Origin of the sequence: Falsiroseomonas tokyonensis, from assembly GCF_019024325.1 — a bacterium.
GTDB classification, from domain to species: domain Bacteria; phylum Pseudomonadota; class Alphaproteobacteria; order Acetobacterales; family Acetobacteraceae; genus Falsiroseomonas; species Falsiroseomonas tokyonensis.
On the sequence record NZ_JAFNJS010000003.1, the window covers coordinates 139,735 to 164,598 of the forward strand.

Annotated in this window: 28 protein-coding genes; 14 read left to right on the forward strand and 14 right to left on the reverse strand. The window is 71.1% G+C overall.

Annotated features, from left to right (window positions below; genetic code table 11):
* Positions 1-34 precede the first annotated feature (34 nt).
* Positions 35-628: a hypothetical protein gene (locus J3S20_RS11195; RefSeq protein WP_216836567.1), complete on the forward strand. Its 594-nt coding sequence runs from the start codon at positions 35-37 to the stop codon at positions 626-628.
* 91 nt (positions 629-719) lie between these two features.
* On the opposite strand, the gene J3S20_RS11200 is transcribed toward J3S20_RS11195, so the two are convergent.
* Positions 720-1,349, reverse strand: a complete 630-nt coding sequence (locus tag J3S20_RS11200) for a YqgE/AlgH family protein (protein WP_281419505.1) — start codon at positions 1,347-1,349, stop codon at positions 720-722.
* A gap of 118 nt (positions 1,350-1,467) precedes the next feature.
* Between J3S20_RS11200 and J3S20_RS11205 the strand changes: the two genes are divergently transcribed.
* The 3 genes from J3S20_RS11205 to J3S20_RS11215 all read left to right on the forward strand — a co-directional run bounded on the left by J3S20_RS11205 (position 1,468) and on the right by J3S20_RS11215 (position 2,789).
* Complete coding sequence (locus tag J3S20_RS11205) at positions 1,468-1,950, forward strand: peroxiredoxin (protein ID WP_216836568.1); 483 nt, start codon at positions 1,468-1,470, stop codon at positions 1,948-1,950.
* The gene (locus J3S20_RS11210) at positions 1,947-2,216 is read left to right on the forward strand and encodes a hypothetical protein (protein WP_216836569.1); all 270 of its coding nucleotides are present in this window, start codon (positions 1,947-1,949) and stop codon (positions 2,214-2,216) included. Before J3S20_RS11205 ends, J3S20_RS11210 begins: the two co-directional genes overlap by 4 nt.
* Before the next feature lie 135 nt (positions 2,217-2,351).
* On the forward strand, positions 2,352-2,789 hold the full coding sequence (locus tag J3S20_RS11215) for a hypothetical protein (protein WP_216836570.1): 438 nt from the start codon (positions 2,352-2,354) through the stop codon (positions 2,787-2,789).
* 56 nt (positions 2,790-2,845) lie between these two features.
* Here the strand turns inward: J3S20_RS11215 and J3S20_RS11220 are convergent, their stop codons facing one another.
* Complete coding sequence (locus J3S20_RS11220; protein WP_216836571.1) at positions 2,846-3,256, reverse strand: rhodanese-like domain-containing protein; 411 nt, start codon at positions 3,254-3,256, stop codon at positions 2,846-2,848.
* A gap of 76 nt (positions 3,257-3,332) precedes the next feature.
* Between J3S20_RS11220 and ftrA the strand changes: the two genes are divergently transcribed.
* The 5 genes from ftrA to J3S20_RS11245 all read left to right on the forward strand — a co-directional run bounded on the left by ftrA (position 3,333) and on the right by J3S20_RS11245 (position 7,917).
* Complete coding sequence (gene ftrA, locus J3S20_RS11225) at positions 3,333-4,379, forward strand: transcriptional regulator FtrA (RefSeq protein ID WP_246602696.1); 1,047 nt, start codon at positions 3,333-3,335, stop codon at positions 4,377-4,379.
* Between the two features lie 79 nt (positions 4,380-4,458).
* Complete coding sequence (locus tag J3S20_RS11230) at positions 4,459-5,037, forward strand: GbsR/MarR family transcriptional regulator (protein ID WP_216836572.1); 579 nt, start codon at positions 4,459-4,461, stop codon at positions 5,035-5,037.
* A gap of 3 nt (positions 5,038-5,040) precedes the next feature.
* Positions 5,041-6,423, forward strand: coding sequence for a cytochrome ubiquinol oxidase subunit I (locus tag J3S20_RS11235; protein WP_216836573.1), 1,383 nt, complete (start codon positions 5,041-5,043; stop codon positions 6,421-6,423).
* Positions 6,420-7,433 carry a cytochrome d ubiquinol oxidase subunit II gene (locus tag J3S20_RS11240; protein WP_216836574.1) on the forward strand — a complete coding sequence of 338 codons (1,014 nt, stop codon included), beginning with the start codon at positions 6,420-6,422 and terminating at the stop codon, positions 7,431-7,433. The genes J3S20_RS11235 and J3S20_RS11240 overlap by 4 nt, the downstream gene beginning before the upstream one ends.
* A 22-nt stretch (positions 7,434-7,455) precedes the next feature.
* The gene (locus J3S20_RS11245) at positions 7,456-7,917 is read left to right on the forward strand and encodes a DUF427 domain-containing protein (protein WP_216836575.1); all 462 of its coding nucleotides are present in this window, start codon (positions 7,456-7,458) and stop codon (positions 7,915-7,917) included.
* Positions 7,918-7,921: 4 nt separating this feature from the next.
* Here the strand turns inward: J3S20_RS11245 and J3S20_RS11250 are convergent, their stop codons facing one another.
* The 4 genes from J3S20_RS11250 to J3S20_RS11265 form a co-directional block, all read right to left on the reverse strand.
* Positions 7,922-8,488: a DedA family protein gene (locus J3S20_RS11250; protein WP_216836576.1), complete on the reverse strand. Its 567-nt coding sequence runs from the start codon at positions 8,486-8,488 to the stop codon at positions 7,922-7,924.
* A 172-nt stretch (positions 8,489-8,660) separates the two neighbouring features.
* Entirely contained in the window at positions 8,661-9,401 is a 741-nt protein-coding gene (locus J3S20_RS11255) for an ATP-binding cassette domain-containing protein (RefSeq protein WP_216836577.1), read from the reverse strand.
* Entirely contained in the window at positions 9,401-10,588 is a 1,188-nt protein-coding gene (gene devC, locus J3S20_RS11260) for an ABC transporter permease DevC (protein WP_216836578.1), read from the reverse strand. The genes J3S20_RS11255 and devC overlap by 1 nt, the downstream gene beginning before the upstream one ends.
* Entirely contained in the window at positions 10,585-11,565 is a 981-nt protein-coding gene (locus J3S20_RS11265) for an efflux RND transporter periplasmic adaptor subunit (RefSeq protein ID WP_216836579.1), read from the reverse strand. The genes devC and J3S20_RS11265 overlap by 4 nt, the downstream gene beginning before the upstream one ends.
* A gap of 334 nt (positions 11,566-11,899) precedes the next feature.
* Here J3S20_RS11265 and J3S20_RS11270 point away from each other — a divergent pair, with 334 nt between their 5' ends.
* The gene (locus J3S20_RS11270) at positions 11,900-12,502 is read left to right on the forward strand and encodes a TetR/AcrR family transcriptional regulator (RefSeq protein ID WP_216836580.1); all 603 of its coding nucleotides are present in this window, start codon (positions 11,900-11,902) and stop codon (positions 12,500-12,502) included.
* Between the two features lie 34 nt (positions 12,503-12,536).
* On the opposite strand, the gene rnhA is transcribed toward J3S20_RS11270, so the two are convergent.
* The 3 genes from rnhA to ispH are packed head-to-tail and all read right to left on the reverse strand — an operon-like array spanning position 12,537 to position 14,979.
* Positions 12,537-13,007, reverse strand: a complete 471-nt coding sequence (rnhA, locus tag J3S20_RS11275) for a ribonuclease HI (RefSeq protein ID WP_216836581.1) — start codon at positions 13,005-13,007, stop codon at positions 12,537-12,539.
* Positions 12,991-13,971, reverse strand: coding sequence for a homoserine kinase (locus J3S20_RS11280; RefSeq protein ID WP_216836582.1), 981 nt, complete (start codon positions 13,969-13,971; stop codon positions 12,991-12,993). Before J3S20_RS11280 ends, rnhA begins: the two co-directional genes overlap by 17 nt.
* 9 nt (positions 13,972-13,980) lie before the next feature.
* On the reverse strand, positions 13,981-14,979 hold the full coding sequence (ispH, locus tag J3S20_RS11285; protein WP_216836583.1) for a 4-hydroxy-3-methylbut-2-enyl diphosphate reductase: 999 nt from the start codon (positions 14,977-14,979) through the stop codon (positions 13,981-13,983).
* A gap of 204 nt (positions 14,980-15,183) precedes the next feature.
* On the opposite strand from ispH, the gene J3S20_RS11290 reads away from it, so the two are divergent.
* A complete protein-coding gene (locus J3S20_RS11290) occupies positions 15,184-15,768 on the forward strand; it encodes a hypothetical protein (RefSeq protein ID WP_216836584.1) in 585 nt (194 codons plus the stop codon).
* A gap of 3 nt (positions 15,769-15,771) precedes the next feature.
* Here the strand turns inward: J3S20_RS11290 and J3S20_RS11295 are convergent, their stop codons facing one another.
* From J3S20_RS11295 to J3S20_RS11310, 4 genes are all read right to left on the reverse strand, one after another.
* Positions 15,772-16,380: a glutathione S-transferase family protein gene (locus J3S20_RS11295; RefSeq protein WP_216836585.1), complete on the reverse strand. Its 609-nt coding sequence runs from the start codon at positions 16,378-16,380 to the stop codon at positions 15,772-15,774.
* A 75-nt stretch (positions 16,381-16,455) separates the two neighbouring features.
* A complete protein-coding gene (locus J3S20_RS11300; protein WP_216836586.1) occupies positions 16,456-16,926 on the reverse strand; it encodes a GlcG/HbpS family heme-binding protein in 471 nt (156 codons plus the stop codon).
* A 68-nt stretch (positions 16,927-16,994) separates the two neighbouring features.
* Positions 16,995-18,446, reverse strand: coding sequence for a hypothetical protein (locus J3S20_RS11305; RefSeq protein ID WP_216836587.1), 1,452 nt, complete (start codon positions 18,444-18,446; stop codon positions 16,995-16,997).
* Positions 18,447-18,471: 25 nt separating this feature from the next.
* Positions 18,472-20,121: an electron transfer flavoprotein-ubiquinone oxidoreductase gene (locus J3S20_RS11310; RefSeq protein WP_216836588.1), complete on the reverse strand. Its 1,650-nt coding sequence runs from the start codon at positions 20,119-20,121 to the stop codon at positions 18,472-18,474.
* Positions 20,122-20,301: 180 nt separating this feature from the next.
* On the opposite strand from J3S20_RS11310, the gene J3S20_RS11315 reads away from it, so the two are divergent.
* The 3 genes from J3S20_RS11315 to moaB all read left to right on the forward strand — a co-directional run bounded on the left by J3S20_RS11315 (position 20,302) and on the right by moaB (position 23,627).
* On the forward strand, positions 20,302-21,093 hold the full coding sequence (locus J3S20_RS11315; protein ID WP_216836589.1) for a uracil-DNA glycosylase: 792 nt from the start codon (positions 20,302-20,304) through the stop codon (positions 21,091-21,093).
* Between the two features lie 264 nt (positions 21,094-21,357).
* Entirely contained in the window at positions 21,358-23,040 is a 1,683-nt protein-coding gene (locus tag J3S20_RS11320; protein ID WP_246602697.1) for a lytic transglycosylase domain-containing protein, read from the forward strand.
* Between the two features lie 47 nt (positions 23,041-23,087).
* Positions 23,088-23,627, forward strand: coding sequence for a molybdenum cofactor biosynthesis protein B (gene moaB, locus J3S20_RS11325; protein WP_216836591.1), 540 nt, complete (start codon positions 23,088-23,090; stop codon positions 23,625-23,627).
* A 169-nt stretch (positions 23,628-23,796) separates the two neighbouring features.
* On the opposite strand, the gene J3S20_RS11330 is transcribed toward moaB, so the two are convergent.
* A complete protein-coding gene (locus tag J3S20_RS11330; RefSeq protein ID WP_216836592.1) occupies positions 23,797-24,696 on the reverse strand; it encodes a hypothetical protein in 900 nt (299 codons plus the stop codon).
* Positions 24,697-24,864: the final 168 nt, after the last annotated feature.

Consider the following 24,864-nt stretch of genomic DNA (forward strand, 5'->3'; position numbering starts at 1 on the left):
CCCCGGCGGCGCGCAGACAGAAGGAGGAAGCCTCATGAAGGCCAAGTGGATCAGCACCACCGCAACCGCCGCCCTGATCGCGGTCTCCGGCGCGGCGCTCGCCCAGTCGGGCGGGGCCACCCCGTCCAACCAGAACCGCCAGGGGCACAGCGCGACCTCCCAATCCTCGGGCCACTCCTCGGGCAGCCAGTCTGGCGCCAACTACAACCGGGCGGAAACGCGCGGTGCGCCGGCGGTGCCGGCGGGTGATGCGGAATATGGCCAGGCCATGCAGCGCCTGTTCCAGGCGGCGCAGCGGCTGCGGGAATCGGTGCAGGCCATGGCGGACATGCCGCCGGGCGAGCAGCGCAACCGCGCCATGGAGGTGGCGAACCAGGCCCTGCGCGAGACGCAGCAGGCGATGGTCAGCGCCCATGCGGCGAATATGGCCCAGTCCGGCGGCACCAACGGTGGCCGCCAGGCGAGCCAGGGATCTTCGGGCGAGCGCGCGTCCAGCCAGAGCGGTTCCAGCCAGGGTAGTTCCGCCCGCACCAGTGGCAGCCAGTCCACCGGCAGCTCGCCCAACCCCTCCTCCAGCCAGGGTGGCGGCCAGGGTGCCAGCCCGTCAGGCAGCCGCTCCAGCAACTGAGCCGGCGATCGGCCGGGCGGGGATCGCCCCCGCCCGGCCTTAAGGCACCAACTCTAGCGCACGAGATCCGTCCGAGAGGACGGATCGTGCGCTAGGCGTGGCCGGCGTGGCCCGAGAGCAGCGAGGGATCGACCCGCAGCTTGGCTAGCGCTTGGCGCCAGAGCTGCTCGGGCTCCTCGGCAAACAGCAGCGCCTCATCCGCCGGGACGCTCAGCCAGGCATTGCGCTGGATTTCCTCATCCAGCTGGCCGGGGCCCCAGCCGGCATAGCCCAGCGCCAGCACGCCCTGGCGCGGGCCGCCGCCCTCGGCGATGGCCTTCAGGATCTCGACGCTGGCGGTCAGCGCCAGGCCGTCCATCACCTTCAGGCTGCCCTCCGTCTCCCAATCCGCCGTATGCAGCACGAAGCCGCGGCCGCCCTCGACCGGGCCGCCCTGGGTCAGGCGGATGCGCCGCGCCGGCGGCACCGGGTCCAGCTTCAGCTGGCCCAGCAGCTCGTCGAAGGTCAGGCTTTCCAGCGGCTGGTTCAGCACGATGCCCATCGCGCCGTCCGGTGAATGGGCGCAGAGGCAGATCACGCTGCGGGCGAAGCGCGGATCGGACATGCTCGGCATGGCGACCAGGAGCTGGCCGGCCAGGTAGCCGTCCGTCTGCTTGTCCGCGGAAGCCGGGGCATCTTTCGGGGGGGAGGTATCGCGGCGTGCCATGATGAAGGGGAACATGGCGGTGGGTCGGTGCCATCGCAAGCAGCCCTGCCTTCGAACTGCGGGGTCCGGGACCCGCATGGACGCGGCCGGTGCTTCTGCTCTAATCAGCTGGCACGTTCAGGAGACCTTTCGGATGACGATCAAGCAAGGCGATGCGATTCCCGCCGCGAAGCTCATGCAGGCCACGGCCGAGGGGCCGAAGGAGGTCTCGACCGAGGAGCTCTTCGGCGGCAAGACCGTGGTGCTCTTCGGCGTGCCCGGCGCCTTCACGCCCACCTGCTCCGCCAAGCACCTGCCGGGCTTCGTGACGCAGGCCGATGCGCTGAAGGCCAAGGGCGTCGACACCATCGCCTGCATGTCCGTGAACGACGCCTTCGTCATGGGCGCCTGGGCCAAGGACCAGGGCATCACCGACCAGGTTGTGATGCTGGCCGATGGCTCGGCTGGCTTCACCAAGGCGCTGGGGCTGGAGCTGGACCTGACGGCGCGGGGCCTGGGCATCCGCAGCCAGCGCTTCGTGCTGGTGGCGAAGGACGGCCGCGTGACGCATGTGGCCGTCGAGGCGCCGGGCGCCTTCGAGGTCTCCAAGGCCGAAGCGGTGCTGGCCGTCCTGTGACGCATCCCGCCGCCTATGCGCTGTTCGCCTGGCAGGCAGGCTGGGTCTTCACGCTGCGCAGCCTGCAGCTGACGACCGACCCCGCCGGTGCCAGCGCGGCGCTGGCGGCCATGGTGGCGGAAAAGCAGAAGGCCTTCGCCGATGGGGCCTTCGCCGCCGGCCGCGCGGCGATGGCCGGCGCGCGGATGGATGTGGTGGCGGAGGCCGCGCTGCGCCCGGCGCGGCGGCGTGTGGCCGCCAATATGCGGGCCCTGCGGAAGGGCTGAGCTGCGCCATCGGCCCCCGTCATCGGCCCTCGCCATCGGCCCCCGCCATCGGCAGGGCCTCTGGCTGGCATAGGCGATGCCCTATGGGCAGCCCCCTGCCGCCCGTCCATGCTGCCAGTGCGGAAGCTGGTGGGTGTGGAGGCGGCGATGACCCTGCGAATGAGGCGTGACCTGCGCGCCCTGGCCTCGCTGACTGCAGCCGCTCTGACCATAATGGCGCTGGGCGGTGGCGCGCCGGCGGCCGCGCAGCAGGCCAGCTTCTGCGGCGGTGCGCTGGTCGGCCAGTCCTTCTACAGCACCGTGCAGAGCACCAGCGCCGGCGCCGTCGTCGATTATCATGGCGTGCTTCAGAACCAGGATCCGCAGCGGCGCACGCTGGTCGCGCTGCTGCTGCCTGTTTCGCGGATGGGCCAGTTCAGCGTGGCCTTCCAGGCCCCGCCGATCACGCTGCGGCCCAACGAGCAGAAGACCGTCCTGCTGTTGCGCCTGCGTCTCAACAATCCGAGCGGGGCAGGCGCGCCGACCTCCGCCCAGCTGGCCAACGAGTTCCGCCTCAGCTGCAGCTTTTCCTGATCCGCGCGCCTCGCCATCGGCGGGCGCGGCCTGGCTGGCGGTCAAAGCGGATCGGATCAAAGCGCCGCGGGTGCCTCGCCCTGGGCCAAGGCAAAACCCTCATCGATCCAGCCGGTGATCCCGCCGGCCATGATCTTCACCGGACGACCGAGCTGCGCCAGGCGCAGCGCGCCCCGGGCGGCGCCGTTGCAATGCGGTCCGGCGCAATAGGTGACGAAGAGCGTCCTCTCCGGCCATTGGGCCAGCTTGGAGGCGATGATCTTGCCATGCGGCAGGTTGATCGCGCCCGGCACATGGCCCTGCGCGAAAAGCGCCGGGCTGCGCACATCCAGCAGCACGAAGTCCGGGCCGCGTGAGAGCGCGTCGTGCACGTCCCAGCAATCTGTCTCGAAGCTGAATTCGGCGGCGAAATGCGCCTGGGCGAGGTCGCTGGGCGCGGCGGGGATGGCGGTGACGGCGCTGGGCATCGGTGCGGTCCTTTCATGGCCCGCCCATGTCGCCCGGGCGGTGGCGGACTTGCCAGTGGCACGAACGCCAATCACCATGCAGATCATGCCAAATCTCTCCGGACTTGTCGTCGGGGCCCCGGCGGGTTCTTTTGCCGGTGCCCCGGCGGGTTCTTTCGCCGGAGCCCCGGCGGGCCCGCTCGTCGTCGCGCTGCTCTATGACGGGCTCTGCACCTTCGAATTCGGCATCGTGGCGGAGGTCTTCGGCCTGGCCCGGCCGGAGATGGGGGAGGGCTGGTACCGCTTCGCCAGCTGCGCGATCGAGGACGGTCCGCTGCGCGCCCAGGGCGGCCTGCGCCTGACGCCGGAGCAGGGGCCGGAACTGATCGACCAGGCTGACATCATCGTGGTGCCGGGCTGGCGGGGCACGCCGGTGCCCGAAGCCCTCTGCGCGCGGCTGCGGGCGGCGCATGGCCGCGGCGCGCGGCTCGTCTCCCTCTGTTCCGGCGCCTTCGTGCTGGCGGCGACGGGGCTGCTGGATGGCGGCACGGCCACCACCCATTGGCGCTATGCGGAGGCGCTGCGCGCGCGGCATCCGGCCATCACGGTCGACCATGCCTCGCTCTATCGTTCGCATGGGCGCCTCTTCACCGCGGCTGGCAGCGCGGCCGGGATCGACCTGCTGATCGAGATCGTGCGCCAGGATTTCGGGCCGGAGGCGGCCAATTCGGTGGCGCGGCGCCTGGTGATGCCGGCGCATCGCACCGGCGGCCAGGCGCAGTTCCTGGAGCGGCCGGTGCCCGCCCGCCACCAGGCGGAGGTGGCGCCACTTCTCGATCGCATCCGCGCCGACCTCGCCGCGCCCTGGACCCTGGCGGCCATGGCCCGCGACTGCCGGATGAGCCTGCGCACCTTCATCCGCCGCTTCACCGAGGCGACCGGCGCGCCGCCGGGGGCCTGGTTGGTGGCGGAGCGGGTCGCGGAGGCGAAGCGCTTGCTGAGCGCCAGCCCACGCAGCATCGAGGAAATCGCCGCCTGCGTCGGCCTCGGCACCCCGGACACGCTGCGGCATCATTTCCGCAAGCTGGTGGGCATCAGCCCGCGGGAGTATCGTCTGCGCTTCGGGGGAAGTCCCGCCGCCTGACGCGACGGGGCGACGGAATCCCATTGACGGAAGACTGCACTGACCGATATTTCAGAAATTCCTGAAATGTCGGATCGCCATGAAGCTCCCCCCCCTCGTCCAGGCCTTCGTGCTGCACTTCGGTGAAATGGGCAGCCGCTGGGGCATCAACCGCACCGTCGGCCAGATCTACGCCCTGCTGTATGTCTCGCCGGACCCGCTGAATGCCGAGCAGATCGTGGAGGCGCTGGGCGTCTCGCGCTCCAACGTCTCGATGGGGCTGAAGGAGCTGCAGGCCTGGAACCTGGCCATCCCGAAGCACATCCCCGACGACCGGCGGGACCATTTCACCACACCCGACGATGTCTGGCAGATCCTGCGCACCCTGGCGGAGGAGCGGAAGAAGCGGGAGGTGGACCCGACCCTCTCGGTGCTGCGGGAGCTGCTGATGCAGACACCAGGCAATGCCGAGGAGCGCCACGCGCAGCAGCGGATGGCGGAGATGCACGGGCTGATCGAGCAGCTGACCACCTGGTACGATGACGTGAAGCGCCTGGAGACCGAAAGGCTGGCATCCCTGCTGGCGCTGGGCGCGCGCGTCACGCGGCTGCTGGAGGCAAAGGACAAGGTCGTCGGGCTCGTGCGGGGCCGCACGCCTGCAAGCGCAAGGGAGAGCTGAGCGATGGAACCCATCCTGCTGGCGCGCATCCAGTTCGCCGCCAATATCTCCTTCCACATCCTGTTCCCGACCATCACCATCGCGCTCGGCTGGGTGCTGCTGTTCTTCAAGCTCCGCTACGTGGGCACGAAGAACGAGGCCTGGATGGATGCCTATCGCTTCTGGGTGAAGGTCTTCGCGCTGTCCTTCGCGCTCGGCGTCGTCTCCGGGATCACCATGTCCTTCCAGTTCGGCACCAACTGGCCGGGCTTCATGGAAAAGGTGGGTAATATCGCCGGCCCGCTGCTGGCCTATGAGGTGCTGACCGCCTTCTTCCTGGAGGCGACCTTCCTCGGCATCATGCTGTTCGGCTTCAAGCGCGTGCCGGGATGGGTGCATACCGGCGCCACCTTCCTGGTCGCCTTCGGCACCACCATGTCCGCCTTCTGGATCCTGGTGCTGAATTCCTGGATGCACACGCCGGTGGGCTTCGAGATGCGCGACGGCGTCGCGCATGCCACCGACTGGTTCGCCATCGTCTTCAACCCCTCCATGCCCTATCGGCTGAGCCATATGCTGACGGCCAGCGGCCTGACGGTGGCCTTCCTGCTGGCCGGCATCTCCGCCTGGCGCTGGCTGCGCGGCGATCGGGCGGAGGGCGTGCGGCTCGGCCTGCGCACCGGCATCGTCATGGCCGCCCTGCTGGCGCCGTTGCAGATCGTGCTGGGCGACCTGCACGGGCTGAACACGCTGGAACATCAGCCGGCCAAGGTCGCCGCCATGGAGGCGAACTGGGAAACCCGCGGCAACGTCCCCCTGGTGCTGTTTGCCCTGCCGGACGAGGCGGCGCGGGAGAACCGCTTCGAGATCGCCATCCCCAACGGCGCCAGCCTGATCCTGCGGCATGAGGCGGCGGGCGTGGTGCCCGGGCTGAACCAATTCGAGGGCAACCACCCGCCCGTCGCCCCGGTCTTCTTCGCCTTCCGCATCATGGTCGGCATCGGCGTGCTGATGCTGCTGATGGGCTGGGCTGGCGCCTGGTACCTCTGGCGCCGCGGCAGCCTGCCGAAGCTGATGCTGCGCGGCTTCGTGGCGATGAGCTTCGCCGGTTGGGCCGCCACGCTGGCCGGCTGGTATGTGACGGAGATCGGCCGCCAGCCCTGGCTGGTCACCGGCGTGCTGAACACCGCCCAGGCGGCCGGGCCGCTGCCGGCTTCCTCCATCGGCACCACGCTCGCCATGTACCTGGTGCTCTATACCGCGCTGATGGTCGCCTATATCGCCACCATCTTCCGCCTGGCCCATGCCGGCCGCGCCGCGGACAAGGTGGACGGGGTTATGCTGAAGCCGGGCAGCGCGCCCGGCGATGCCACCCGCGACAAGATGGGCGAGGAGCTGACGGCATGACCCCTTTCCTGCCGGGTGACTGGCTGCCGATGATCTTCGCCGGCCTGATGGCGGTGGCGATCCTGGCCTATGTGGTGCTGGACGGCTTCGACCTCGGCGTCGGCATCCTGCTGGAAACGGTGGCGGAGGAGCATGAGCGCGACCGCATGATCGCCGCCATCGGCCCCTTCTGGGATGCCAACGAGACCTGGCTGGTGCTGGGCGTCGGCCTGCTGCTGGTGGCCTTCCCGGTGGCGCATGGGGTGATCCTGACCGCGCTCTACATGCCGGTCGCCATCATGCTGGTGGCGCTGACGCTGCGCGGCGTCGCCTTCGAATTCCGCGCCAAGGCGCGCGATGCCGCGCATAAGCGGCGCTGGGACCGCTGGTTCTTCGCCGGCTCCCTGATCTCCGCCCTCGCCCAGGGCTGGATGCTGGGCCGCTATGTGCTGGGCTTCGCCGAGGGCTGGGCGGCGCTGGGCTTCGCCGTGATGGCGGCGATCGGGCTGGCCATCGCCTATGCCTTCATCGGCGCCTGCTGGCTGATCTGGCGCACGGAAGGCGCGCTGCAGGCGCATGCCATCGCCTGGGCGCGGCATGCACTCTGGCCGGTGGCGCTCGGCATCCTGCTGGTCTCCGCCGTCACGCCGCTGGTCTCCGCCCGCATCGCCGCGCGCTGGTTCGACTGGCCGGGCATCGTCATGCTGGCGCCGCTGCCGATCCTGACGGCGCTGCTGGTCTTCGGCCTGGCGCGGCTGCTGGCCCGCATGCCGCTGGCCGAGGATGCCTGGCACGACATCCCCTTCTGGGGCGGCACGGGCCTTTTCGTGCTGTTCTTCGCCGGCCTCGCCTCCTCCTTCTTCCCCTATGTGGTGCCGGAACGGCTGACCATCTGGGAAAGCGCCAGCGCGCCGGAGAGCCTGTCCATCATCCTGGCCGGCGCCATCTTCGTGCTGCCGGTGATCGTGCTCTACACCGTCTTCGCCTGGCGGGTTTTTGGCGGCAAGGCGCGGGACCTGACCTATTACTGAGGGTCTTGATGGGGCGCGCCCCATGGAGCGGGTGGCGGATTATCCGCGCCCGCCGCGGCTGGAGGCGAGCCCGAGGCGGGTGCGCATCCGCCTCGGCGGGGTCTGGATCGCGGAGACCCGGGCCGCCTTCCGGGTGCTCGAAACCTTCCACCCGCCCAGCTGGTACCTGCCGCCGGAGGCCTTTGCGCCCGGCGTGCTGCGCCCGGCCAGCGGCAGCAGCTTCTGCGAGTGGAAGGGCGTGGCGCGCTACTGGGACCTCGTGGCCGGGGGCGTGACCGCCCGCCGCGCCGGCTGGAGCTACCCGGACCCCACCCCCGGCTTCGCCGCGCTCCGCGACCATGTCGCCGTCTATGCCGGGCTGATGCAGGAATGCCGGGTGGATGAGGAGGTGGTCCAGCCGCAGCCCGGCGGCTTCTATGGCGGCTGGATCACCTCGGAGCTGGTCGGGCCCTTCAAGGGCGGGCCCGGCACGCTGGGATGGTAGCGGCTTAGGCGGGAAGCGCCCGCCGCGCCGCGCGCCGCCGCAGCAGGCCGCGCGTCACCAGCACGCCCAGCGCCAGGAAGACCGCGCCGCAGATCAGCTGGAACAGCCGATCGACGCCCAGCCAGCTGCCGAGGAACCAGCCCGCGGCGACGAAGCTGCCGGCCCAGACCCCGGCGCCGATGAAGTTGAGGATGGCGAAGCGGCGATAGGACATGCCGGCCAGGCCGCAGGCGGCGGCGGCCACGTTGCGGATGCCATAGAGGAAGCGGAAGGACAGCACGAAGAGCGTGCCATGCCGGTGCAGCAGCCGCATCGCCTTGTCGGCATTGCACTGCCAGCGCGGGAAGCGCGCCAGCGCCGAGGGGCCGAAGCGGCGGCCGATGAAGAACCAGGTCTGGTCCCCTGCGAAGGACCCGCCCCAGACCACCACCATCAGCAGCCAGGGATCGATGCCCCCCGCCGCGGCGCCCACGGCGGCGGCGGCCAGGACGAAGGTCTCGCCCTCGAAGAAGGCCCAGAGGGCCGCGATGGCATAGGCGACGCCACCCCACTCTGCCCAGAGCTCAGCCATGGGCGGCGGCCATGCCCGGGTCGCCCGGCAGGGCGCGGTCAGGGTCAGGAAGGGCCATGGCACGGACATTCATGAGGAGGTTTCCCCGCGGAGGCGTCGCAGGATGCCGCAGAGTCCCTAAAGAAACAGCCCTTGATTCAGATCGGTGCAAAAAAAGCTGTGGCGGCGAAACTTACGAGACATCCCATCCCCGCCTGGGAGCCTTGGCCCCAGCGCCGCCCGCGCGCGTCTCGTCCTGCAGGATGCGACCATCCTCCAGCGTCAGGATCCGGTCGGCCAGTTCGAGGATCCGGTTGTCATGCGTGACCATCAGCGTCGTGGTGCCGCGTTCATGGCCGAGCCGCCGGAGCATCTCGACCACCGCCCGGCCGCTCTCGCGATCCAGCGCCGCGGTCGGCTCGTCGGCGAAGACAATGTCGGGGTTGCCGACCAGGGCACGCGCCACGGCCACGCGCTGCTTCTGCCCGCCGGAAAGCTGGGCCGGCAGATGGTGCAGCCGGTCGCCAAGCCCAAGCAGCCCGAGCAGATGCGCGGCGGCCACCTCGGCGCCCGGCAAGGGGCCGTGCACCGCAAGGCCCATCTGGACATTCTGCAGCGCGGTCAGGCTTTCGTGCAGGTTGTGCGCCTGGAAGATGAAGCCGAGGCGGCGGCGCGCCGCCACCATTTCCGCCTCCGCCGCGCCCGCAAGCTCCCGCCCCAGCACCACCACGCTGCCCTCCTGCACCGCGCGCAGGCAGCCCAGCAAGGTCAGCAGCGTCGTCTTTCCGGATCCGGAGGCGCCCATCAGGATCACGAGCTGCCCTCGGGGGATATCGAGGGCGATGTCCTGCAGCACCTTGCGGCGCGCCTCGCCCTCGCCGAAGGCGTGCGACAGGCCGGCGACGCGGATGGCGGGTCCGAGGCCGGGCGCCATCAGAACAGCGCCGCCGGTTCGGCACGGGCCAGGCGCCGCGTCGCCACTGCGCCGGACAAGGTGCACATGGCGATCGTGCCCAGAAGGACGCCAGCGAGCCGGAACCCATCCATCGAAACGGGCAGCCCGACGGCGGCGGTAACAAGCGCATAGAGGCCGGTGGCGACGAGCGAGCCCGGGATGAAGCCGAGCAGCGCCAGGATCACCGCCTCTTCGAAGACGATGCCGAGGAAGAAGCGCTGCCCATAGCCGATGGCCTTGAAGGTCGCGTATTCCCGAAGGTGGTCGGCCACGTCGGTGGACAGCACCTGGTAGACGATGATGATGCCGACCAGCGCGCCCATCGCGACGCCGAAGCCGAAGATGACGCCGACCGGGCGCTGCGTGGTCTGGAAGCGCTGGTCGCGCGCCACAGCCTCCGCCACCGTCCGCACGGCACTGTCGGATGCGGGCAATACGGCACGCAGGCGGCGCGCCAGCGCGTCGAGATCGGTCCCCGGCTCGGCCCGTAGCAGCACGATGTTCGGCGCGCCCGCGCTGCGCTGGGGGAAAAGCTTCAGGAAGGTCTGGTCCGAAACCACCAGGTAGCCATCCGCCGAGAAGCCGCCGCCGATGTGAAAGGTGCCGACCACGTCCACGGCGCGGCCCCCGGCCTCGAAATGCAGGGTCTGTCCGGCCGCGATGGCCTCGAAGACGGCGGGCGGCACGTTGCGCGTGCCGCTGTCCAGCAGGGCGGCGCGCGACAGGGTCAGCAGGTCGCGCTGCCGCTCGATCGCGCGCAGGCTGAAGCTGCGCGCGCGCGGATCGACGCCCAGGACATCGAGCGTGCGGACCGTCCCGTCCGGCTGCTTCCAGTCGAGCCGGCCGTAATGCAGCGCGGTCGCCGCCGCCACGCCGGGCACCGACAGCGCCTCCAGCATGCGCTGCCGCGGCAGGGGGCTGCCGTCCTGCAGGGTATTGGCGTCCGAGGCGAGAACCAGGAGGTCCGCAGCGAGCGCCTGATAGGGCAGCCGGATCGTGGAGATGAGGGCGCCGAGGAAGCCGAGCTGCATGAAGACCAGCACATTGGCGAAGGCGACGCCGGCGATCGCCGCAGCGAGGCGCCCGCGATTATGGGTGAGCTGCAGCCAGCCGATCGGCAGCCGGCCCAGCAGCCGCGTCAGCAGCCCGGTGACCGGCGCGGTCATGGTGCGGCCCCGGTCGTGATACGCGCCGTGACCTGCAGCCCCGGGAAGCGCGCCGCGACCGGCCGGGACGCATCATCGAGATCCACGGTGATGCGCGCGACGCGGCTGTCCGTATTCGCGGCCGGGCTCGTGTCGGTCAGGGTCTGGCGCAGGATTTCTGCCCCGACGCGGGAGACCCGTCCCGCCAGAGGCGCCGGCAAGGCGGGCGAGACGATCGTCACGGGCTGGCCGAGAGCCAGTGCCCGCAAATGGGTTTCATAGACCTCGATCTCCGCGACCATGTCCTCGAGGTCGGCGAAGCTGCCGAGACCGGCATCGCCGATGCGTTCCCCGGCGCGGGCCTGGAGCGTCAGGATGGTGCCGGCGAAGGGCGCGCGCAGCAGCGCGCGTTCCAGGTTCGCGCGGGCCTGCGCGGCATCGGCGCGCGCGGCCTCCAGCTCCCGTCGCGCCAGGACGACGTCGGCCTGCTGCTCCGGCGGGCCGTCGTAGCGCAGCAGGCTGGCGCGGGCACGGGCCTGGTCGGCCTCGGCCTCGGCCAGTGCGACGCGGCGCTGGTCCAGCACCTGCTCGGTGGTCGCGCCGCGCCCGACCAGGGTGAGGGCGCGGTCGAGATCGCGCCGGTTCGCCAGGATCACGGCCTCGGCCCGCCGCAGGCTGGCCTGCGCATCGTTCCGCGCGACCGCGGCGATGACGCGGGCCTGGTCGAGCGCGGCCTGGCGCGCCGTCACATTGGCCTCGGCGGCGACAAGGGCGGCCTGCAGCGAGGGCGCGCTGTCGAGCAGCGCGAGCACCTCGCGGGCCTCCACCCTGTCCCCCTCGTTGGCCTGGAGCTCCGCGATGCGGGCGTCGCCGCTTCCAAAGGGGGGTGCGAGCACCACGATCCGGCTGCGCGGAACAAGCCGGCCAAGCCCCAGCACGGTGCCCGGCGTGGCGGGCGAGGCCACCGGACCGCTCGGCAGGACCAGGGGTGCCGGCATGGCGGCGTCGGGCCGAGCGCCGCGGCCGAGCCAGACCGCGGCCGCCGCGGCTGCCAGCCCGAGGAGCAGGAGGAGGCCGAGGCCGCGCCACCATGCCGATCTGCCGCGCCTGGCCGCCCCAGCCGCTCGGTGCGCCGGCGCATCCGCCGCCTGCGGCGCAGCGCGATGGACCAGGGGCAAGGGAAGGCCGGGCTGGGTCTCGGCCATCGATGGGTCTGCCGGGGGCGGCATGCGGACCTCCGTTGCCCGCGCGGGGCATGTCGCTATAGTGACCCCCAGGTCAGTAACGCATCGCCCACCCAATGGGAAGGATTTAATGACTGAGGAGTCAGTAGTGCCCACCCGTCGTCGCCGCAAGGAGGCGCGGCCGGGGGAGATCGTGGAGGCGGGCCTGGCCGAATTCGGGGCGCGGGGCTTCGCGGCGGCGCGCATGGAGGATGTCGCCCGACGCGCGCAGGTCGCGAAGGGGACGGTGTTTCTGTATTTCCCGACCAAGGAGGCCCTGTTCGAGGCGGTGGCGGCGCGCGCGACCCCGCTGCAGGATGATCTGCTGGCGCAGATCGAGAGCGAGCAGGGAAGCAGCCTCGACCTGCTGCGCGCCCTGCTGTCGCGCCTCTATGCGGCGATGGCGCGGCCGGAAACGGTGGCGCTGATGCGCATCATGATCATGGAAGGACAGCGCTTTCCCGCGATCCTGGAGAGCTGGCACCGGGTCTCGGTCCAGCGGGCGCAGGTGATGCTGGAGCGCATCGTAGAACGCGGCATCGCGGCCGGGGAGATCCGCCCGGGTGCCCTGACGGCCCTGCCCATGGTCCTGGCTGGTCCCGCGGTCATGGCCGCGCTCTGGCGCATCACCTTCGACCCGCTCCAACCGCTGCCGATCGAGCAGTTCCGCGACGCCCACCTCGACCTGGTGACCCGCGCCTTCGGGCCCTGACGCAAAGCATCCGCCCGGCTGAGCGGGTCGTTCTCTACCCCAGCCCTTCCCGCGCCCGCGTCGCCAGCACGTCGGCGCGCTCGTTCATCACATCGCCATTGTGGCCGCGCACCCAGCGCCACTCCACCTCATGCGGCTTCGCCGCGGCCAGCAGGCGCTGCCACAGCGGGTAGTTGGCCACCGGCTGCTTGGCCGCGTTGCGCCAGTTGTTGCGCACCCAGCCCTTGATCCAGCGCTCCATGCCGTTGCGGACATATTCGCTGTCGGTATGCAGCACCACGCGGCAAGGTTTCTTCAGCGCCTCCAGCGCGGCGCAGGCCGCGGTGAGTTCCATGCGGTTGTTGGTGGTGGCGGCCTCCCCGCCGGTCAGCTCCTTCTCCACCGTGCCGGCGCGCAGGATGGCGGCCCAGCCGCCGGGGCCGGGATTGGGCTTGCAGCCGCCATCGGTCCAGATCTCGACGAAGGGCCGGTCTTCCGGCGGCGCGACGTCAAACTCCGATGGCACCGGGGGTCTCCACCTGCGCGAAGAAGCGCAGCTTTCGCAGGTATTCCAAGGGATCCTTCCGGGTCACCAGCGCATCCGCCGGCGTATGAGTCCAGTCATAGAGGCGGGTCAGCAGGAAGCGGATCGCCGCCCCGCGGCAGAGCACGGGCAGGGCGGCGCCCTCCGCCTCCGTCAGCGGCCGCAGCGCCTGGTAAGCCTGCACCATGGCGCGCGCCTTGGTCAGGTTGAAGGCGCCATCGGGCTCGAAGCACCAGGCGTTCAGGCAGACGGCGATGTCGTAGGCCAGCAGGTCGGTGCAGGCGAAGTAGAAGTCGATCACGCCGGAAACGCGCGGCCGGCCCTCGGCATCGGCCAGGAAGAAGACATTGTCCGGGAACATGTCGGCATGGATCTGCCCCACCGGTAGCGCGCCGGGTGCCGGCCAGGCGGCCAGGATTTCCGTCAGATGCCGGTCGAGTTCCGCCATCAGCCCGGGCTGCACCTCGTCGCCCCGGCCGCGGCAGGCCTCCAGCAGCGGCGCCCAGCCGGCCGGGCCCAGCGCATTGGGGCGGGTGGCGGCGAAGTCGCCGCTGGCCGCATGCAGCCGGGCCAGCGCCCCACCCAGCGGCGCCAGGTGTTCGGGGCGCACCCGGCGCGGCCAGACGCCTTCCAGGAAGGTGCAGATCGCCGCAGGCCGCCCGGCCAGTTCGCGCAGTGCCGCGCCGTCCCGGCCCCGCACCGGCGTCGGGCAGGCCAGGCCCGCGCGCGCCAGGTGCTCCATCAGCCCCAGGAAATAGGGCAGCTCGGCCGGGTCGACGCGCTTCTCGTACAGCGTCAGCACGAAGTCGCCCTGCGTGGTGCGCAGCGCGTAGTTGGAATTCTCCACCCCCTCCGCGATGCCGCGGAAGGCGAGCAGATCGCCGATCTCGTAATCCGCCAGGAAGGCGCGCAGCGCCTCATCGGTCACTTCGGTATAGACAGCCACGGCCTTGGTCTATTCGGCAGCCAGGGCCGGCGGCAGGCGGAACACCACCTTCTCCTCGGCCACCACGACCTCCTCCACCTCCAGGGTGAAGCGGGTGGACAGGCGCGCCAGCACCTCGTCCACCAGCACCTCCGGCGCGCTGGCGCCGGCGGTGAGCCCGATGGTCGCGCAGCCATCGGCGACGGAGGGATCGAGCCCCGCGCCGCGCTGCACCAGCAGGGACCGCGCCGCCCCGGCGCGACGCGCCACCTCCGCCAGCCGGACGGAGTTCGAGGAATTCGGCGCCCCCACCACGATCACCAGCTCCGCCCCGCGCGCCGCGATCGCCTTCACGGCAGCCTGACGATTGGTGGTGGCGTAGCAGATATCCTCCTTGGCCGGTCCGGCGATCTCCGGGAAGCGGCGCTGCAGGATGGCGACGATTCCGGCGGTGTCATCCACCGAGAGCGTGGTCTGCGTCGTATAGGCCAGGGGAAGGTCGCCGGGCGGTATCACCGTCTCGGCCTGGTCGGCGTCCTCCACCAGCGTCACGGCGCCGGGCGGCAGCTGGCCCATGGTGCCGATCACCTCGGGGTGGCCCTCGTGGCCGATCAGCAGGATGTGCTTGCCGCGGGCGTAATGCCGCTCCGCCTCCCGATGCACCTTGGAGACCAGCGGGCAGGTGGCATCGAGCGCGAACATTTTGCGCTGTGCCGCCGCCTCGGGCACCGATTTGGGCACGCCATGGGCGGAGAAGACGACGGGGCGGCCGTCATCGGGAATTTCCGACAATTCCTCGACGAAGACGGCGCCCTGGCGTTCCAGGCTTTCCACCACGAAGCGGTTGTGGACGATCTCGTGCCGCACATAGACCGGCGCGCCGTGGCGCTTCAGCGCCTCCTCCACGATCTTGATGGCGCGATCGACGCCAGCGCAGAAGCCGCGTGGGCCGGCGAGCAGCACCTTCAGCCGAGGCTTGGTGCCGGAAGTCCCGTTGGGGGAGGAGGAGGGCATCATGGTCTCGGGCATATGGGTGCTCGGCGCCTCGCTGCCCCCGGAAAATGCAGCCGGGGGGCTGCGCCGCCTGGGGGCGGGGGGTCGGGGATGGTCGGACGGCGCCGGCGATGCGATAGACGCAGCGTGGCGACGCCGCACCACCTTACCGGCCGCCCGCCCTGCTTCAAAGGGGGGCCGGCGGCACGGGTGGGTGGCGAGATCAGGAAGGGCGCCGGGATGGCACGATTCGGCATGGCTTCGGGGAAAAGGGGGCGCCTGGCGGCCCGTTCCGGTCTGCTGCTTGCGGGCCTGGCCCTGCTGGCGGCCTGCGGCGGCGATGGCGGGGCCTCCACGGCGGGGCAGGCGCCCTGTCCGCGAATCGTCATCCTGGCCGAGGGCGCGGACCTCACCCGCTTCCGCGGCAATGCCAGCGGCGACCTGACGGCGATGACCGCCGATGCCCGCATCGCCGGCTTCGACGCCACCTGCGACTATGGGGGGCGCAACCGCAGCCGGCTGGATGTGCGCGTGACCCCGCGCTTCGAGGTGGAGCGCGGCCCGGCGGCCGAGGGCCGCACGGTGGACCTGCCCTGGTTCGTCGCCCTGACCGATGCCGCGGATAGCGCCGTGCTCGACCGCCAGGGCTTCACCAGCCGCGTCGCCTATGCCCCGAACGTCGTCCGCACGGCCGTCCAGGGCCAGACGGCGCGGCTGACCATGCCGCTGGGCGAGGGCCGCCGCGCCGCCGACTACACGGTCCGGATCAGCCTGCAGCTGACGCCGGAGGAACTGGCGCTGAACCGCGCCCGCGGCCCGCGCTGAAGCTTACCCCTCCCGCTGCTTCCGCGCGGCCAGGGCGGCCGGGCGGTTGAGCGCGGCATCCAGCCAGGCCTTCACCTTCGGGAAGGGGCCGAGGTCGAAGCCATTGGCCCAGGCGCCGTAGAGCACGCCGGCCAGGTTGCAATCCGCGATGGTGAAGGCGGCGCCCAGCAGCCAGGGGCCACCGGCGGCCAGATGCGCCTCCAGCACGGCCAGCCGTTGCGCCAGCGCGGCGGCGCCGGCGGCGGCCAGCGCCGGGTCGCGCTTCTCGGCCGGCAGGATGAAGGTGTTGTAGGCCCATTGCATGGCCTGCGGCTCGGCCTCCGTAGCGGCCCAGAGGGTCCATTGCAGCACCCGGGCGCCATCGTCGCCGGCGGGCATCAGCGGCGCGCCGGCCTTGGCGCCGATATGCAGGTTGATGGCCAGGCTCTCGAACAGCACCAGCCCGCCATCCTCCAGCGCCGGGATCTTGCCGTTCGGATTGATCGCCGAGATCGCGTCCTTCAGGCCCGGGCCGAAGCCCACCGGCACCACCTCATAGGCCTGGCCGGCCTCCTCCGCCGCCCAGATGCAGCGGAAGGCGCGGGAACGGGGGATGCCATGGATGCGGAGCATTTTTTCGCGAATCTCTTGCGGTTGCGGGATGAAGTCTGGCCCGCAACCGCCCGATCGGCAATCAGGCCCCTTGCGTCAGGCTGGCGCGTCGCCGGTATCGGCGACCAGCCCGGCGGCCTTGATGCCGGCCACCGCGCAGACCTCGTCCTTGTCCGAGACATCGCCGGAGACGCCGACCGCGCCCAGCACCGCGCCATCCGCCGCGCGCACCAGCACGCCGCCCGGCACCGGCACGGCGCGGCCGCCCGCCAGGTCGGACAGCGCGTTCATGAAGCCCGGCATGGACTGGCTGCGCCGCGCCAGTTCGCGGGACCCGAAGCCCAGCGCCATGGCGCCAAAGGCCTTGCCCCAGGCGATATCGGCGCGTGCGAGGCTGCTGCCATCCTCCTTCAGCGCCGCCTTCAGCTGGCCGCCGGCATCCAGCACCACGACGGTCAGCGGCGCGAGGCCGAGCTCCCGCCCCTTGGCGAGGGTCGCGTCCAGGATGGTGCGGGCGGCGGCGGCGGTGATGCCGTGCTGGAATCCAGCGGGGGCCTGGTGGGTCATGCTGTGTCTCTCTTCAATGGGAAGCAGGATGATCCTGTGCCCGCAAGCCGGCCGCACGGGAAGAGGGGTCAGCGGATCTGCAGCGGCACCGGCTCGCCCACCTCGCCATCGGCATAGATCGGCGTCAGCACCAGCAGGCGCGCCTCCTCCGGCGGGGCGAATTCCACCAGGATGCGCGGCGGATCGCCTTCCAGCAGCGCGGCATCGGGTACGCCGACCGGCACGCGGCGCGGCGCGGCCTCGTCATCCGTCCGCCATTCCACCGCTTCCAGCCCGGCGCGGAAGGGGCCGGCGATGGGCAGGGGGTTGAGCTGGCCGGGCGCGGTCCAGCCGGGCTGATACAGGGCGAAAGGCCCCTGGCGCTGCAGCGCGCGCTGCGCCTGGCGGCGCAGGATGCCGACCGGATCGAAGGCATAGGACAGCGGCGCGGAGGGCTGACCCTCCCGGTCCAGGTAGCGCAGTTCCAGCTCCTGCGGCTGGAAGGGGCGCGGCATGCGCAGGGTGGGCGTGGCATCGCCGGGCGTCTCGGGCAGGGGCTGCCAGGCCTCCCCCTGGCGGATCTGCACCGCCTGGGCAGGTTCCGGCAGCTCGATGCGCAGCAGCATCGGCAGGCTGTTCTGGCCGGGCGGTGGCACCAGCGGCGTCACCGCCAGCCGCCGCGCCGCCAACTCCCGCGTCCAGTCCAGCGCCTCGATGCCCTCCCGCAGGCGGAGCGCCCGGAGGGGGTCCAGGAAGGTTTCGGCGAAGGCGGCGAAGCGGGCCTCGTCCGAGAAGGCCTCCACCGTGGCGGCGATGCGCGCGGCGTTGGCTATGGTCGGGCCCAGCGGCAAGGCTGCGGCGATGCGCGCCTGGGCGAGCGCGGCCAGGCCGAGCAGAGGGGCGTCCGGCGCCTCTCCCAGCAGCGCCTCCAGCGCCGCGAGCCGCGCCTGCGGATCGGGCAGGGACCGGGCTTCCAGCAGTGCGGCGGCCTCGGGCGCCACCTTCAGCTCGGCCAGCAACTCGCGCGCTTGCGGCCAGAAGCGCAGCGCCTCCAGCAGCAGCAGCGCATCCGGGCGGGGCTGCGGCGCCAGGCGCAAGGATTCTGCCAGGGCCGCCGCGGCGCCGGCGCGATCGCCCCGCGCGTCCAGCAGCAGCGCATTGAACAGGTATTCGTCCGAGGAGGCCGGGGCGGGGCGGGGCCGCGCGCCGGGCTGGGCCAGGGCCGCCCGCAGCCGTGCCGCATCCCAGGGCGGTGGCGGCCGGGTCTGCAGCACCTCGTCCTGCCAGGCAGCGAGCGCCGGCATATGCCCGCCAAGCAGCCCGCGCGGCGCGCCGGCCAGCCATTGCGCCAGGGCCAGGCCGGCGAAACCGAGCAGCGCCGCCGCCGCGATCCGCGGCGCATAAGCCGCCCGCCCGGCCGGCAGGGCCAACCCCAGCGCCAGCGCGCTGCACAGCGCCAGCAGCCCGGCGGCCGGCAGCACCGGCTGCGCCAGGTCGGCCGCGATGCCGAGCGGGATGCCAACCAGCGCCAGCAGGGCCATCGGCCAGCGCCGTGGCGCGGCCTGGCTACATGCCGCCGATGTAGTTCGGGCCGCCGCCACCTTCAGGGGTCTTCCAGTCGATATTCTGCAGCGGGTCCTTGATGTCGCAGGTCTTGCAGTGGACGCAGTTCTGCGAATTGATCACCAGGTGCATCTCGCCCGGCCCATTGCCGGCCTCCTCGCCCACCGCCTCATAGACCGCCGCCGGGCAGTAGCGGCTTTCGGGAGATGCGAACTTTTGCCAGTTCGTCCCCTTCCAGGCGGCTGGGTCGCGCAGCACCAGATGGCTCGGCTGGTGTTCCTCGTGGTTGGTATTGGACAGGAAGACGGAGGAAAGCCGGTCGAAGGTGAGCACGCCGTCCGGCTTGGGATAGGCGATCTTTTTGGACTCAGCGGCGGGCTTCAGCGTCTCGTGGTCGGCGTGATGGCCCCAGGTCCAGGGCGCCTTGCCGCGGAAGACGTAGGTATCCAGCGCGGCGGCGGCCATGCCGCCCCAGAAGCCATACTTCGCGAAGCCGGGGCGGATGTTGCGCACCCCCTCCAGCTCCGACCACACCCAGCTCGCCTTCAGCGCCGTGGGGTAGCTGTCCAGCACCGGGGCGGGGGCGTCGCCGTCCAGGGCGGCGGCGATCGCCTCGGCGGCCACCATGCCGGACTTCATCGAGGTATGCGTGCCCTTGATCTTCGGCACGTTCAGGAAGCCGGCGGCATCGCCCACCAGCATGCCGCCGGGGAAGACCAGCTTCGGCACCGCCTGGATGCCACCCTCGTTCAGCGCGCGCGCGCCGTAGCTGATGCGCTTGCCGCCCTCCAGGAAGCCGCGCACGGCCGGGTGGGTCTTGAAGCGCTGGAACTCGTCGAAGGGGGAGAGCCAGGGATTCGGGTAGTCCAGCCCGACTACGAAGCCGATCGAGACCAGGTTGTCGCCCAGCATGTAGAGCCAGGACCCGCCATAGGTGTCGGAGGGCAGCGGCCAGCCGGTGGAATGCCAGACCAGGCCGGGTGTGTGCTTCTCCTTGGGGATCTCCCACAGCTCCTTCATGCCGAGCGCATAGGTCTGCGGCGCGACGCCCTCGCGCAGGCTGAAGGTTTCGAATAGGCGCTTGGAGAGGCTGCCGCGGCAGCCCTCGGCAAAGACCGTGTAGGTGGCGCGCAGCTCCATCCCCGGCTCGTAGGAGGGGCCCTTGCTGCCATCCTTCAGGATGCCGGCCACACCGGCGACGACGCCGCGCACCTGCCCATCCTCCAGGATGAAGTCCGAAGCCGCAAAACCCGGATAGAGCTCCACCCCCAGCGCCTCCGCCTTGGCGGCCAGCCAGCGGCAGACATTGCCGAGGGAGACGACGTAGTTGCCCTCATTGTGCATCTGCGGCGGCGTCGGCAGTTTCAGGCCGCGCGTCTCCGTCAGCAGCATGAAGCGGTCGTCGGTCACCGCCGTGGCGAGCGCCGGCGGATCGTCGCGCCAATCCGGGAACAGCTCGTCCAGCGCGCGGGGTTCCAGCACGGCGCCGGAGAGGATGTGGGCGCCGATCTCGCCGCCCTTCTCCACCAGGCAGACATTGGTGTCCGGACGGGCCTGCTTCAGCCGGATGGCGGTGGCGAGGCCGGCGGGGCCGCCGCCCACCACCAGCACGTCGAACTCCATCGATTCCCGCTGTTCGGCCCCATCCGACATATGGCTTGTCCTCCGCCGTTCCTGCTCCGGCACCGGCGAATGCCCAGGTGCTGGGATCTGCGATTGTCGCGGGCCGAAAGCCCCTGCGCGGGGGAATCGCCTGCGGTATCCCGCATGTAGCCCTGCACCCCATTGCGCGGAACCCCGAAGCCGCCCGATATCGGCGCCATGCAGGCAGGAATGCGCGAGGAATTGCTGGCCGCCCTGCGGTTGCAGCTGGATTGGGGGGCGGATGAGGCGCTGGAACTGGCGCCGATCGACCGCTTCGCCGCGCGTCCGCCCGCCAATCCGCCAGTCGCGGCCCCGCGGGCCGAACTGGCGCGCCCCGCCATCCAGCCGGCCGCCCTGCCGCTGGTCGCGCCCCCCGCCGCGGCCGCCGGCGCACGGGCGGCGGAGGCGCAGGACCTGGCGGCGCTGCGGGCCGCCATCGCCGAGACCGACAGCCCGCTGCGCGACACCGCCACCAACCTGGTCTTCGCCGATGGCGTGGCCGAAAGCGGGCTGATGATGATCGGGGAGGCGCCTGGCGCCGATGAGGACCGCCTGGGCCGGCCGTTCGTCGGCCTCTCCGGCCAATTGCTGGACCGGATGATGGCCAGCATTGGCCTGGACCGGTCGCGCAACTTCTACCTGACCAATATCCTGCCCTGGCGCCCGCCGGGCAATCGCACGCCGACGGATGGGGAGATCGCGCTCTTCCTGCCCTTCCTGCTGCGCCATATCGAGCTGGTCCAGCCACGGCACCTGGTGCTGCTGGGCGGCACCCCGGCCAAGACGCTGCTGCGGGCGAAGGAGGGCATCACCCGCCTGCGCGGCCGCTGGCACCGCCTTCCGGGAGAAGCGGGCGGCCTGCCGGCCCTGCCCACCCTGCACCCCGCCTATCTGCTGCGCAGCCCGGCGGCCAAGCGGGAGGCCTGGATGGACCTCGTCTTGCTGCGGCGCACACTGGACGGCGAATTCACGCCGCCTTGAAATTTTACCAATGAGAAAAATGCGTTAACGGACTGATTTTCGCGGTGCGTCCAAAAAAGCCGCGAAGATGCGATGAATTGCGGAGTTGCCACGGCTGGTCGGGCGCCTTACGGGTGGCCCGCCATGCAAGCGTTCTGCCCCATGGCCCTGCGTTCCCTTGCGGCATCCCGCCTTCGCCATGCGGCCAAGGCCCTGCTTCTGGGGACGACGTTGACGCTGGGGGCTCAGGTCCCTGCCGTCGCGCAAGGGGTCGACCAGACCGCCATGAGCGTCCCGCGCCCTGCCATGCAGGGCCGGGTCGCCGGGTTCCCGCAACCGCTCGCGCCCTCGGACGCGGCGCGCCTTCGACGCATCTTCGAGCTGCAGGCCCGGGGCGAGTTCGGCCCCGCGACGCGGGAGCTGGAACGGCTGGAGGATCGGCGCCTGCTCGGCCATGTGCTGGCCGACCGCTGGCTGCGCCCGGGTGCCGAGCCGCCGCTGCCCGATATCGTCGCCTGGCTGGCCGATTTCAGCGACCATCCGGATGCGCCGGCGATCCACGCCAGCCTGGTGCGCCGCGCCCCGCGCGGCATGATGCTGCCCGCCGCCCCGTTGCAGGAGGCGCTGTCCGATACCACCGAGGTGGTGCCGGAGGAGCGCGAGCCGCAGGCCCGCCGCATCACCCGCAACCCGGCGCTGGACCGCACGGTGCGCGAGCGCGCCCGGGACGGGGAGGTGGCCGCGGCGCTGGCCGCCATCGAACGCAGCCGCGCCGAGGGCGCCTATGCCGCGCTGCTGAAGGCCGAGGTGGCGCAGGCCCTGCTGCAGCAGGGCCGCGACGAGGAGGCCTTCCGCATCGCCGCCGAAGCCGCCCGCCAATCCGGCGGCAGCGCCCTGCCGGGCTATATCGCCGGCCTCGCCGCCTGGGCGCTGAACCGGCCGGAGGCGGCGCTCGCCTATTTCGAACATGCAGCGCGGTCCGAGATCGCGGCGCCTGCCACCCGCGCCGCCGCCGCCTTCTGGACCGCCCGCGCCGCCGTCCGCGCCCGCCGTCCGCAGGCCTATGTGCCCTGGATGATGCAGGCGGCGCAGGAGCCGCGCACCTTCTACGGCCTGGTCGCGCGCCGCGCGCTGGGACTGCCCATGGGCTTCGCCTGGCAGAGCGAGGTGGCAGGCGAAAGCGAGGCCGCCGCCATGGCCGAGACCGCCGGCGGCTGGCGCGCGCTCGCTTTGCTGCAGATCGGCCAGGCCGCCCGGGCGGAGGCGGAGCTGCGCGTGCTCTGGCCGCGGGTGCAGGGCAATGCCGGCGTGGTGCGCGCCATGCTGCTGGTCGCCACCCAGGCCAGCATGTCGGAGCTGGCTTCCCAGCTCGCCGCGCTGTCGCAATCCGCCGATGGAAGGCCGCGCGACTTTGCCCGCTTCCCGCTGCCGCGGCTGGAGCCGCTGGGCGGCTTCCGCATGGATCCCTCGCTGCTCTATGCGCTGGCGCGGCAGGAATCGAACTTCAATCCGGCGGCGGTCTCCTCGGCCGGGGCGCGGGGCATCCTGCAGATCATGCCCTCCACCGCCAGCTACATCACGGGCGATTCCAGCCTGCGCGGGGCCAATGTCTCCCGCCTGCATGATGCCGGCTTCTCGCTGGAGCTGGGTCAGCGCTATGTCTACTACCTGGCCCGCAACGGCCAGGTGAATGGCGACCTGATCCGCTTGCTGGCCGCCTACAACAACGGGCCCGGCAATATGTCCCGCTGGCTGCCGGCGGTGCGGCACCGCGCCGACCCCTTCCTCTTCATCGAAAGCATCCCGATCGGCGAGACGCGGCTCTATGTGCAGCGGGTGCTGGCCTATTCCTGGATCTATGCCGCCCGCCTCGGCCTGCCCTCGCCTTCGCTGGACGCGCTGGCCACGGGCCGCTTCCCGCAGTTCCAGGGCGCCCCGGCGGTCGCCGCCATGCTGATCTCGCGCTGAGCCCTGGCCGGCCCTAGATTGGGGCTGGACTTCCAGGGGCAGGGCCGATGCCGATCGACGAGTCGAGAAAATTCCTGCCGGTGCGCATCGCCGTGCTCACCGTCTCCGACAGCCGCGACCTGGCCACCGACCGGTCCGGCGATACGCTGGTGGCGCGCATCGCGGAGGCGGGGCATGAACTGGCGGCGCGCACCCTGCTGCGCGACGAGGCCGCGCTGATCGAGGCGCAGCTGCGCGCCTGGATCGCGGACCCCCAGGTGGATTGCGTCATCACCACCGGCGGCACCGGCATCACCGGCCGGGACGTGACGCCGGAGGCCTTCGCCCGGGTGCTGGAGAAGGAGATCACCGGCTTCGGCGAGCTGTTCCGCATGCTGAGCTATGCGACGATCGGCACCTCCACCATCCAGTCCCGCGCCATCGGCGGGGTGGCGGGCGGGACCTATCTGTTCGCCCTGCCGGGCAGCACCGGGGCCTGCAAGGATGCCTGGGACGATATTCTTGTCCACCAGCTCGACAGCCGCTTCCGGCCCTGCAATCTGGTGGAGCTGATGCCGCGGCTGCAGGAACACCTGCGGGCGGCGTGATGGCTCAGAGACCGTTTGAGAATGCCGGCGGCTGAGGGACCGCAGGCGATTTTTCGTTCCTGCAAGGCGGGCGGTGCGGCCGATGCTGGTTGCATCGGCAAGCCGCCCAACGCCGCAGGGGCGGAAAAGCGCCGCGGAACCGACCCGTCCGGTGTTCTCAAACGGTCTCTCAGCCGCCCAGCCGCACCTCGTAGCCCAGCGCCTGGCGGATCTGCAGGCGCACAGGGTCCTGCTGCGACCGCTCCACGAACTTCACGCCGAAGACCTCCTCGGCCGTGTTGCGGGCCTTGAGCAGGGCGGGAAGGGCGGCGAATTCCTGCGCCGTCATCGCCTCCCGCCAGGCCTTCTTCCGGCCGGTCACGGTCTCGAAGAAATTCCCGTCCGTGGTCTGCACCAGGTTGCGCGCCAGGCGCAGCTGGCGCTTGGCCATATAGCCCGCGACCAGGGTCGGCACCGCGATCTCCTCGAAGGGGTAGTTCTTGAACCAGGGGCGGGTGGCGTCGAAGGACTCGCATTTCAGCATCAGCGCCATCAGCTCCAGGAAAATGTCCCGGCGGAAGAAGGCGCCCTCCACCCGGCCCTTGCGCAGGCGCCGGTCGGGCACGATCAGCTGGCAGAGTTCGAAGAAGTGGGTGTCGTTGGTCGCCCGCTCGTAATAGGGGTCTTCCTTGTAGAGATGCTCCCGCCAGGGGCAGCCGATGTCGCGGCTTTCGATGTAGCTGGCGGGAAGGCGGCGGAAAAACAGGTCGGAGCTGGTGTGGATCAGCACATAGTCGAAGGAAAGACCCAGCCGGATCGCCTCGATGACATTGGCATAGTGGAAGCCGAGCAGGGAGGAGATCACCCCGGTGCCACTGGAATAGGCGCTGCTATTGAAATGGACATTCGGCAGGCTGCGGAAATCGACGCCGGACCGGTCGGCCTCGGCGGCGAATTCGGCCTGGGTGTCGCGGGAGATATGCGCCATGTGGAGCAGCGGCGCCTCCACCGCGGCGTTGTAGTTCAGGAACTGCTCGTAAAGCTCCACCGGCCGGGCATGGGCGCAGACGCTGCAGAGAATCGTCGTCATTCACCTGATCCTTCAAACCGGCGCGGGCCGCGCTGAGCCCTTGGGGGCGTTGACTTTTTTCCGGCAGGGGGAAGAGTCTTGGCCCGACCTCCCTGGGCGGGCGGGGCCGGTGCCGGCTTGTCTAGGTAAGCGGCCGGCCGAAGGCAACATCACAGGTCGAGGCATATC

Bases quoted from the DNA above. Each gene is read 5' to 3' on its own strand.
- J3S20_RS11195 (WP_216836567.1), top strand. From the start codon at position 35: ATGAAGGCCAAGTGGATCAGCACCACCGCAACCGCCGCCCTGATCGCG.
- J3S20_RS11200 (WP_281419505.1), bottom strand. From the start codon at position 1,349: ATGTTCCCCTTCATCATGGCACGCCGCGATACCTCCCCCCCGAAAGAT.
- J3S20_RS11205 (WP_216836568.1), top strand. From the start codon at position 1,468: ATGACGATCAAGCAAGGCGATGCGATTCCCGCCGCGAAGCTCATGCAG.
- J3S20_RS11220 (WP_216836571.1), bottom strand. From the start codon at position 3,256: ATGCCCAGCGCCGTCACCGCCATCCCCGCCGCGCCCAGCGACCTCGCC.
- ftrA (WP_246602696.1), top strand. From the start codon at position 3,333: ATGCAGATCATGCCAAATCTCTCCGGACTTGTCGTCGGGGCCCCGGCG.
- J3S20_RS11230 (WP_216836572.1), top strand. From the start codon at position 4,459: ATGAAGCTCCCCCCCCTCGTCCAGGCCTTCGTGCTGCACTTCGGTGAA.
- J3S20_RS11235 (WP_216836573.1), top strand. From the start codon at position 5,041: ATGGAACCCATCCTGCTGGCGCGCATCCAGTTCGCCGCCAATATCTCC.
- J3S20_RS11240 (WP_216836574.1), top strand. From the start codon at position 6,420: ATGACCCCTTTCCTGCCGGGTGACTGGCTGCCGATGATCTTCGCCGGC.
- J3S20_RS11245 (WP_216836575.1), top strand. From the start codon at position 7,456: ATGGAGCGGGTGGCGGATTATCCGCGCCCGCCGCGGCTGGAGGCGAGC.
- J3S20_RS11250 (WP_216836576.1), bottom strand. From the start codon at position 8,488: ATGGCTGAGCTCTGGGCAGAGTGGGGTGGCGTCGCCTATGCCATCGCG.
- J3S20_RS11255 (WP_216836577.1), bottom strand. From the start codon at position 9,401: ATGGCGCCCGGCCTCGGACCCGCCATCCGCGTCGCCGGCCTGTCGCAC.
- devC (WP_216836578.1), bottom strand. From the start codon at position 10,588: ATGACCGCGCCGGTCACCGGGCTGCTGACGCGGCTGCTGGGCCGGCTG.
- J3S20_RS11265 (WP_216836579.1), bottom strand. From the start codon at position 11,565: ATGCCGGCACCCCTGGTCCTGCCGAGCGGTCCGGTGGCCTCGCCCGCC.
- ispH (WP_216836583.1), bottom strand. From the start codon at position 14,979: ATGCCCGAGACCATGATGCCCTCCTCCTCCCCCAACGGGACTTCCGGC.
- J3S20_RS11290 (WP_216836584.1), top strand. From the start codon at position 15,184: ATGGCACGATTCGGCATGGCTTCGGGGAAAAGGGGGCGCCTGGCGGCC.
- J3S20_RS11295 (WP_216836585.1), bottom strand. From the start codon at position 16,380: ATGCTCCGCATCCATGGCATCCCCCGTTCCCGCGCCTTCCGCTGCATC.
- J3S20_RS11300 (WP_216836586.1), bottom strand. From the start codon at position 16,926: ATGACCCACCAGGCCCCCGCTGGATTCCAGCACGGCATCACCGCCGCC.
- J3S20_RS11305 (WP_216836587.1), bottom strand. From the start codon at position 18,446: ATGGCCCTGCTGGCGCTGGTTGGCATCCCGCTCGGCATCGCGGCCGAC.
- J3S20_RS11310 (WP_216836588.1), bottom strand. From the start codon at position 20,121: ATGTCGGATGGGGCCGAACAGCGGGAATCGATGGAGTTCGACGTGCTG.
- J3S20_RS11315 (WP_216836589.1), top strand. From the start codon at position 20,302: ATGCGCGAGGAATTGCTGGCCGCCCTGCGGTTGCAGCTGGATTGGGGG.
- J3S20_RS11320 (WP_246602697.1), top strand. From the start codon at position 21,358: ATGAGCGTCCCGCGCCCTGCCATGCAGGGCCGGGTCGCCGGGTTCCCG.
- moaB (WP_216836591.1), top strand. From the start codon at position 23,088: ATGCCGATCGACGAGTCGAGAAAATTCCTGCCGGTGCGCATCGCCGTG.
- J3S20_RS11330 (WP_216836592.1), bottom strand. From the start codon at position 24,696: ATGACGACGATTCTCTGCAGCGTCTGCGCCCATGCCCGGCCGGTGGAG.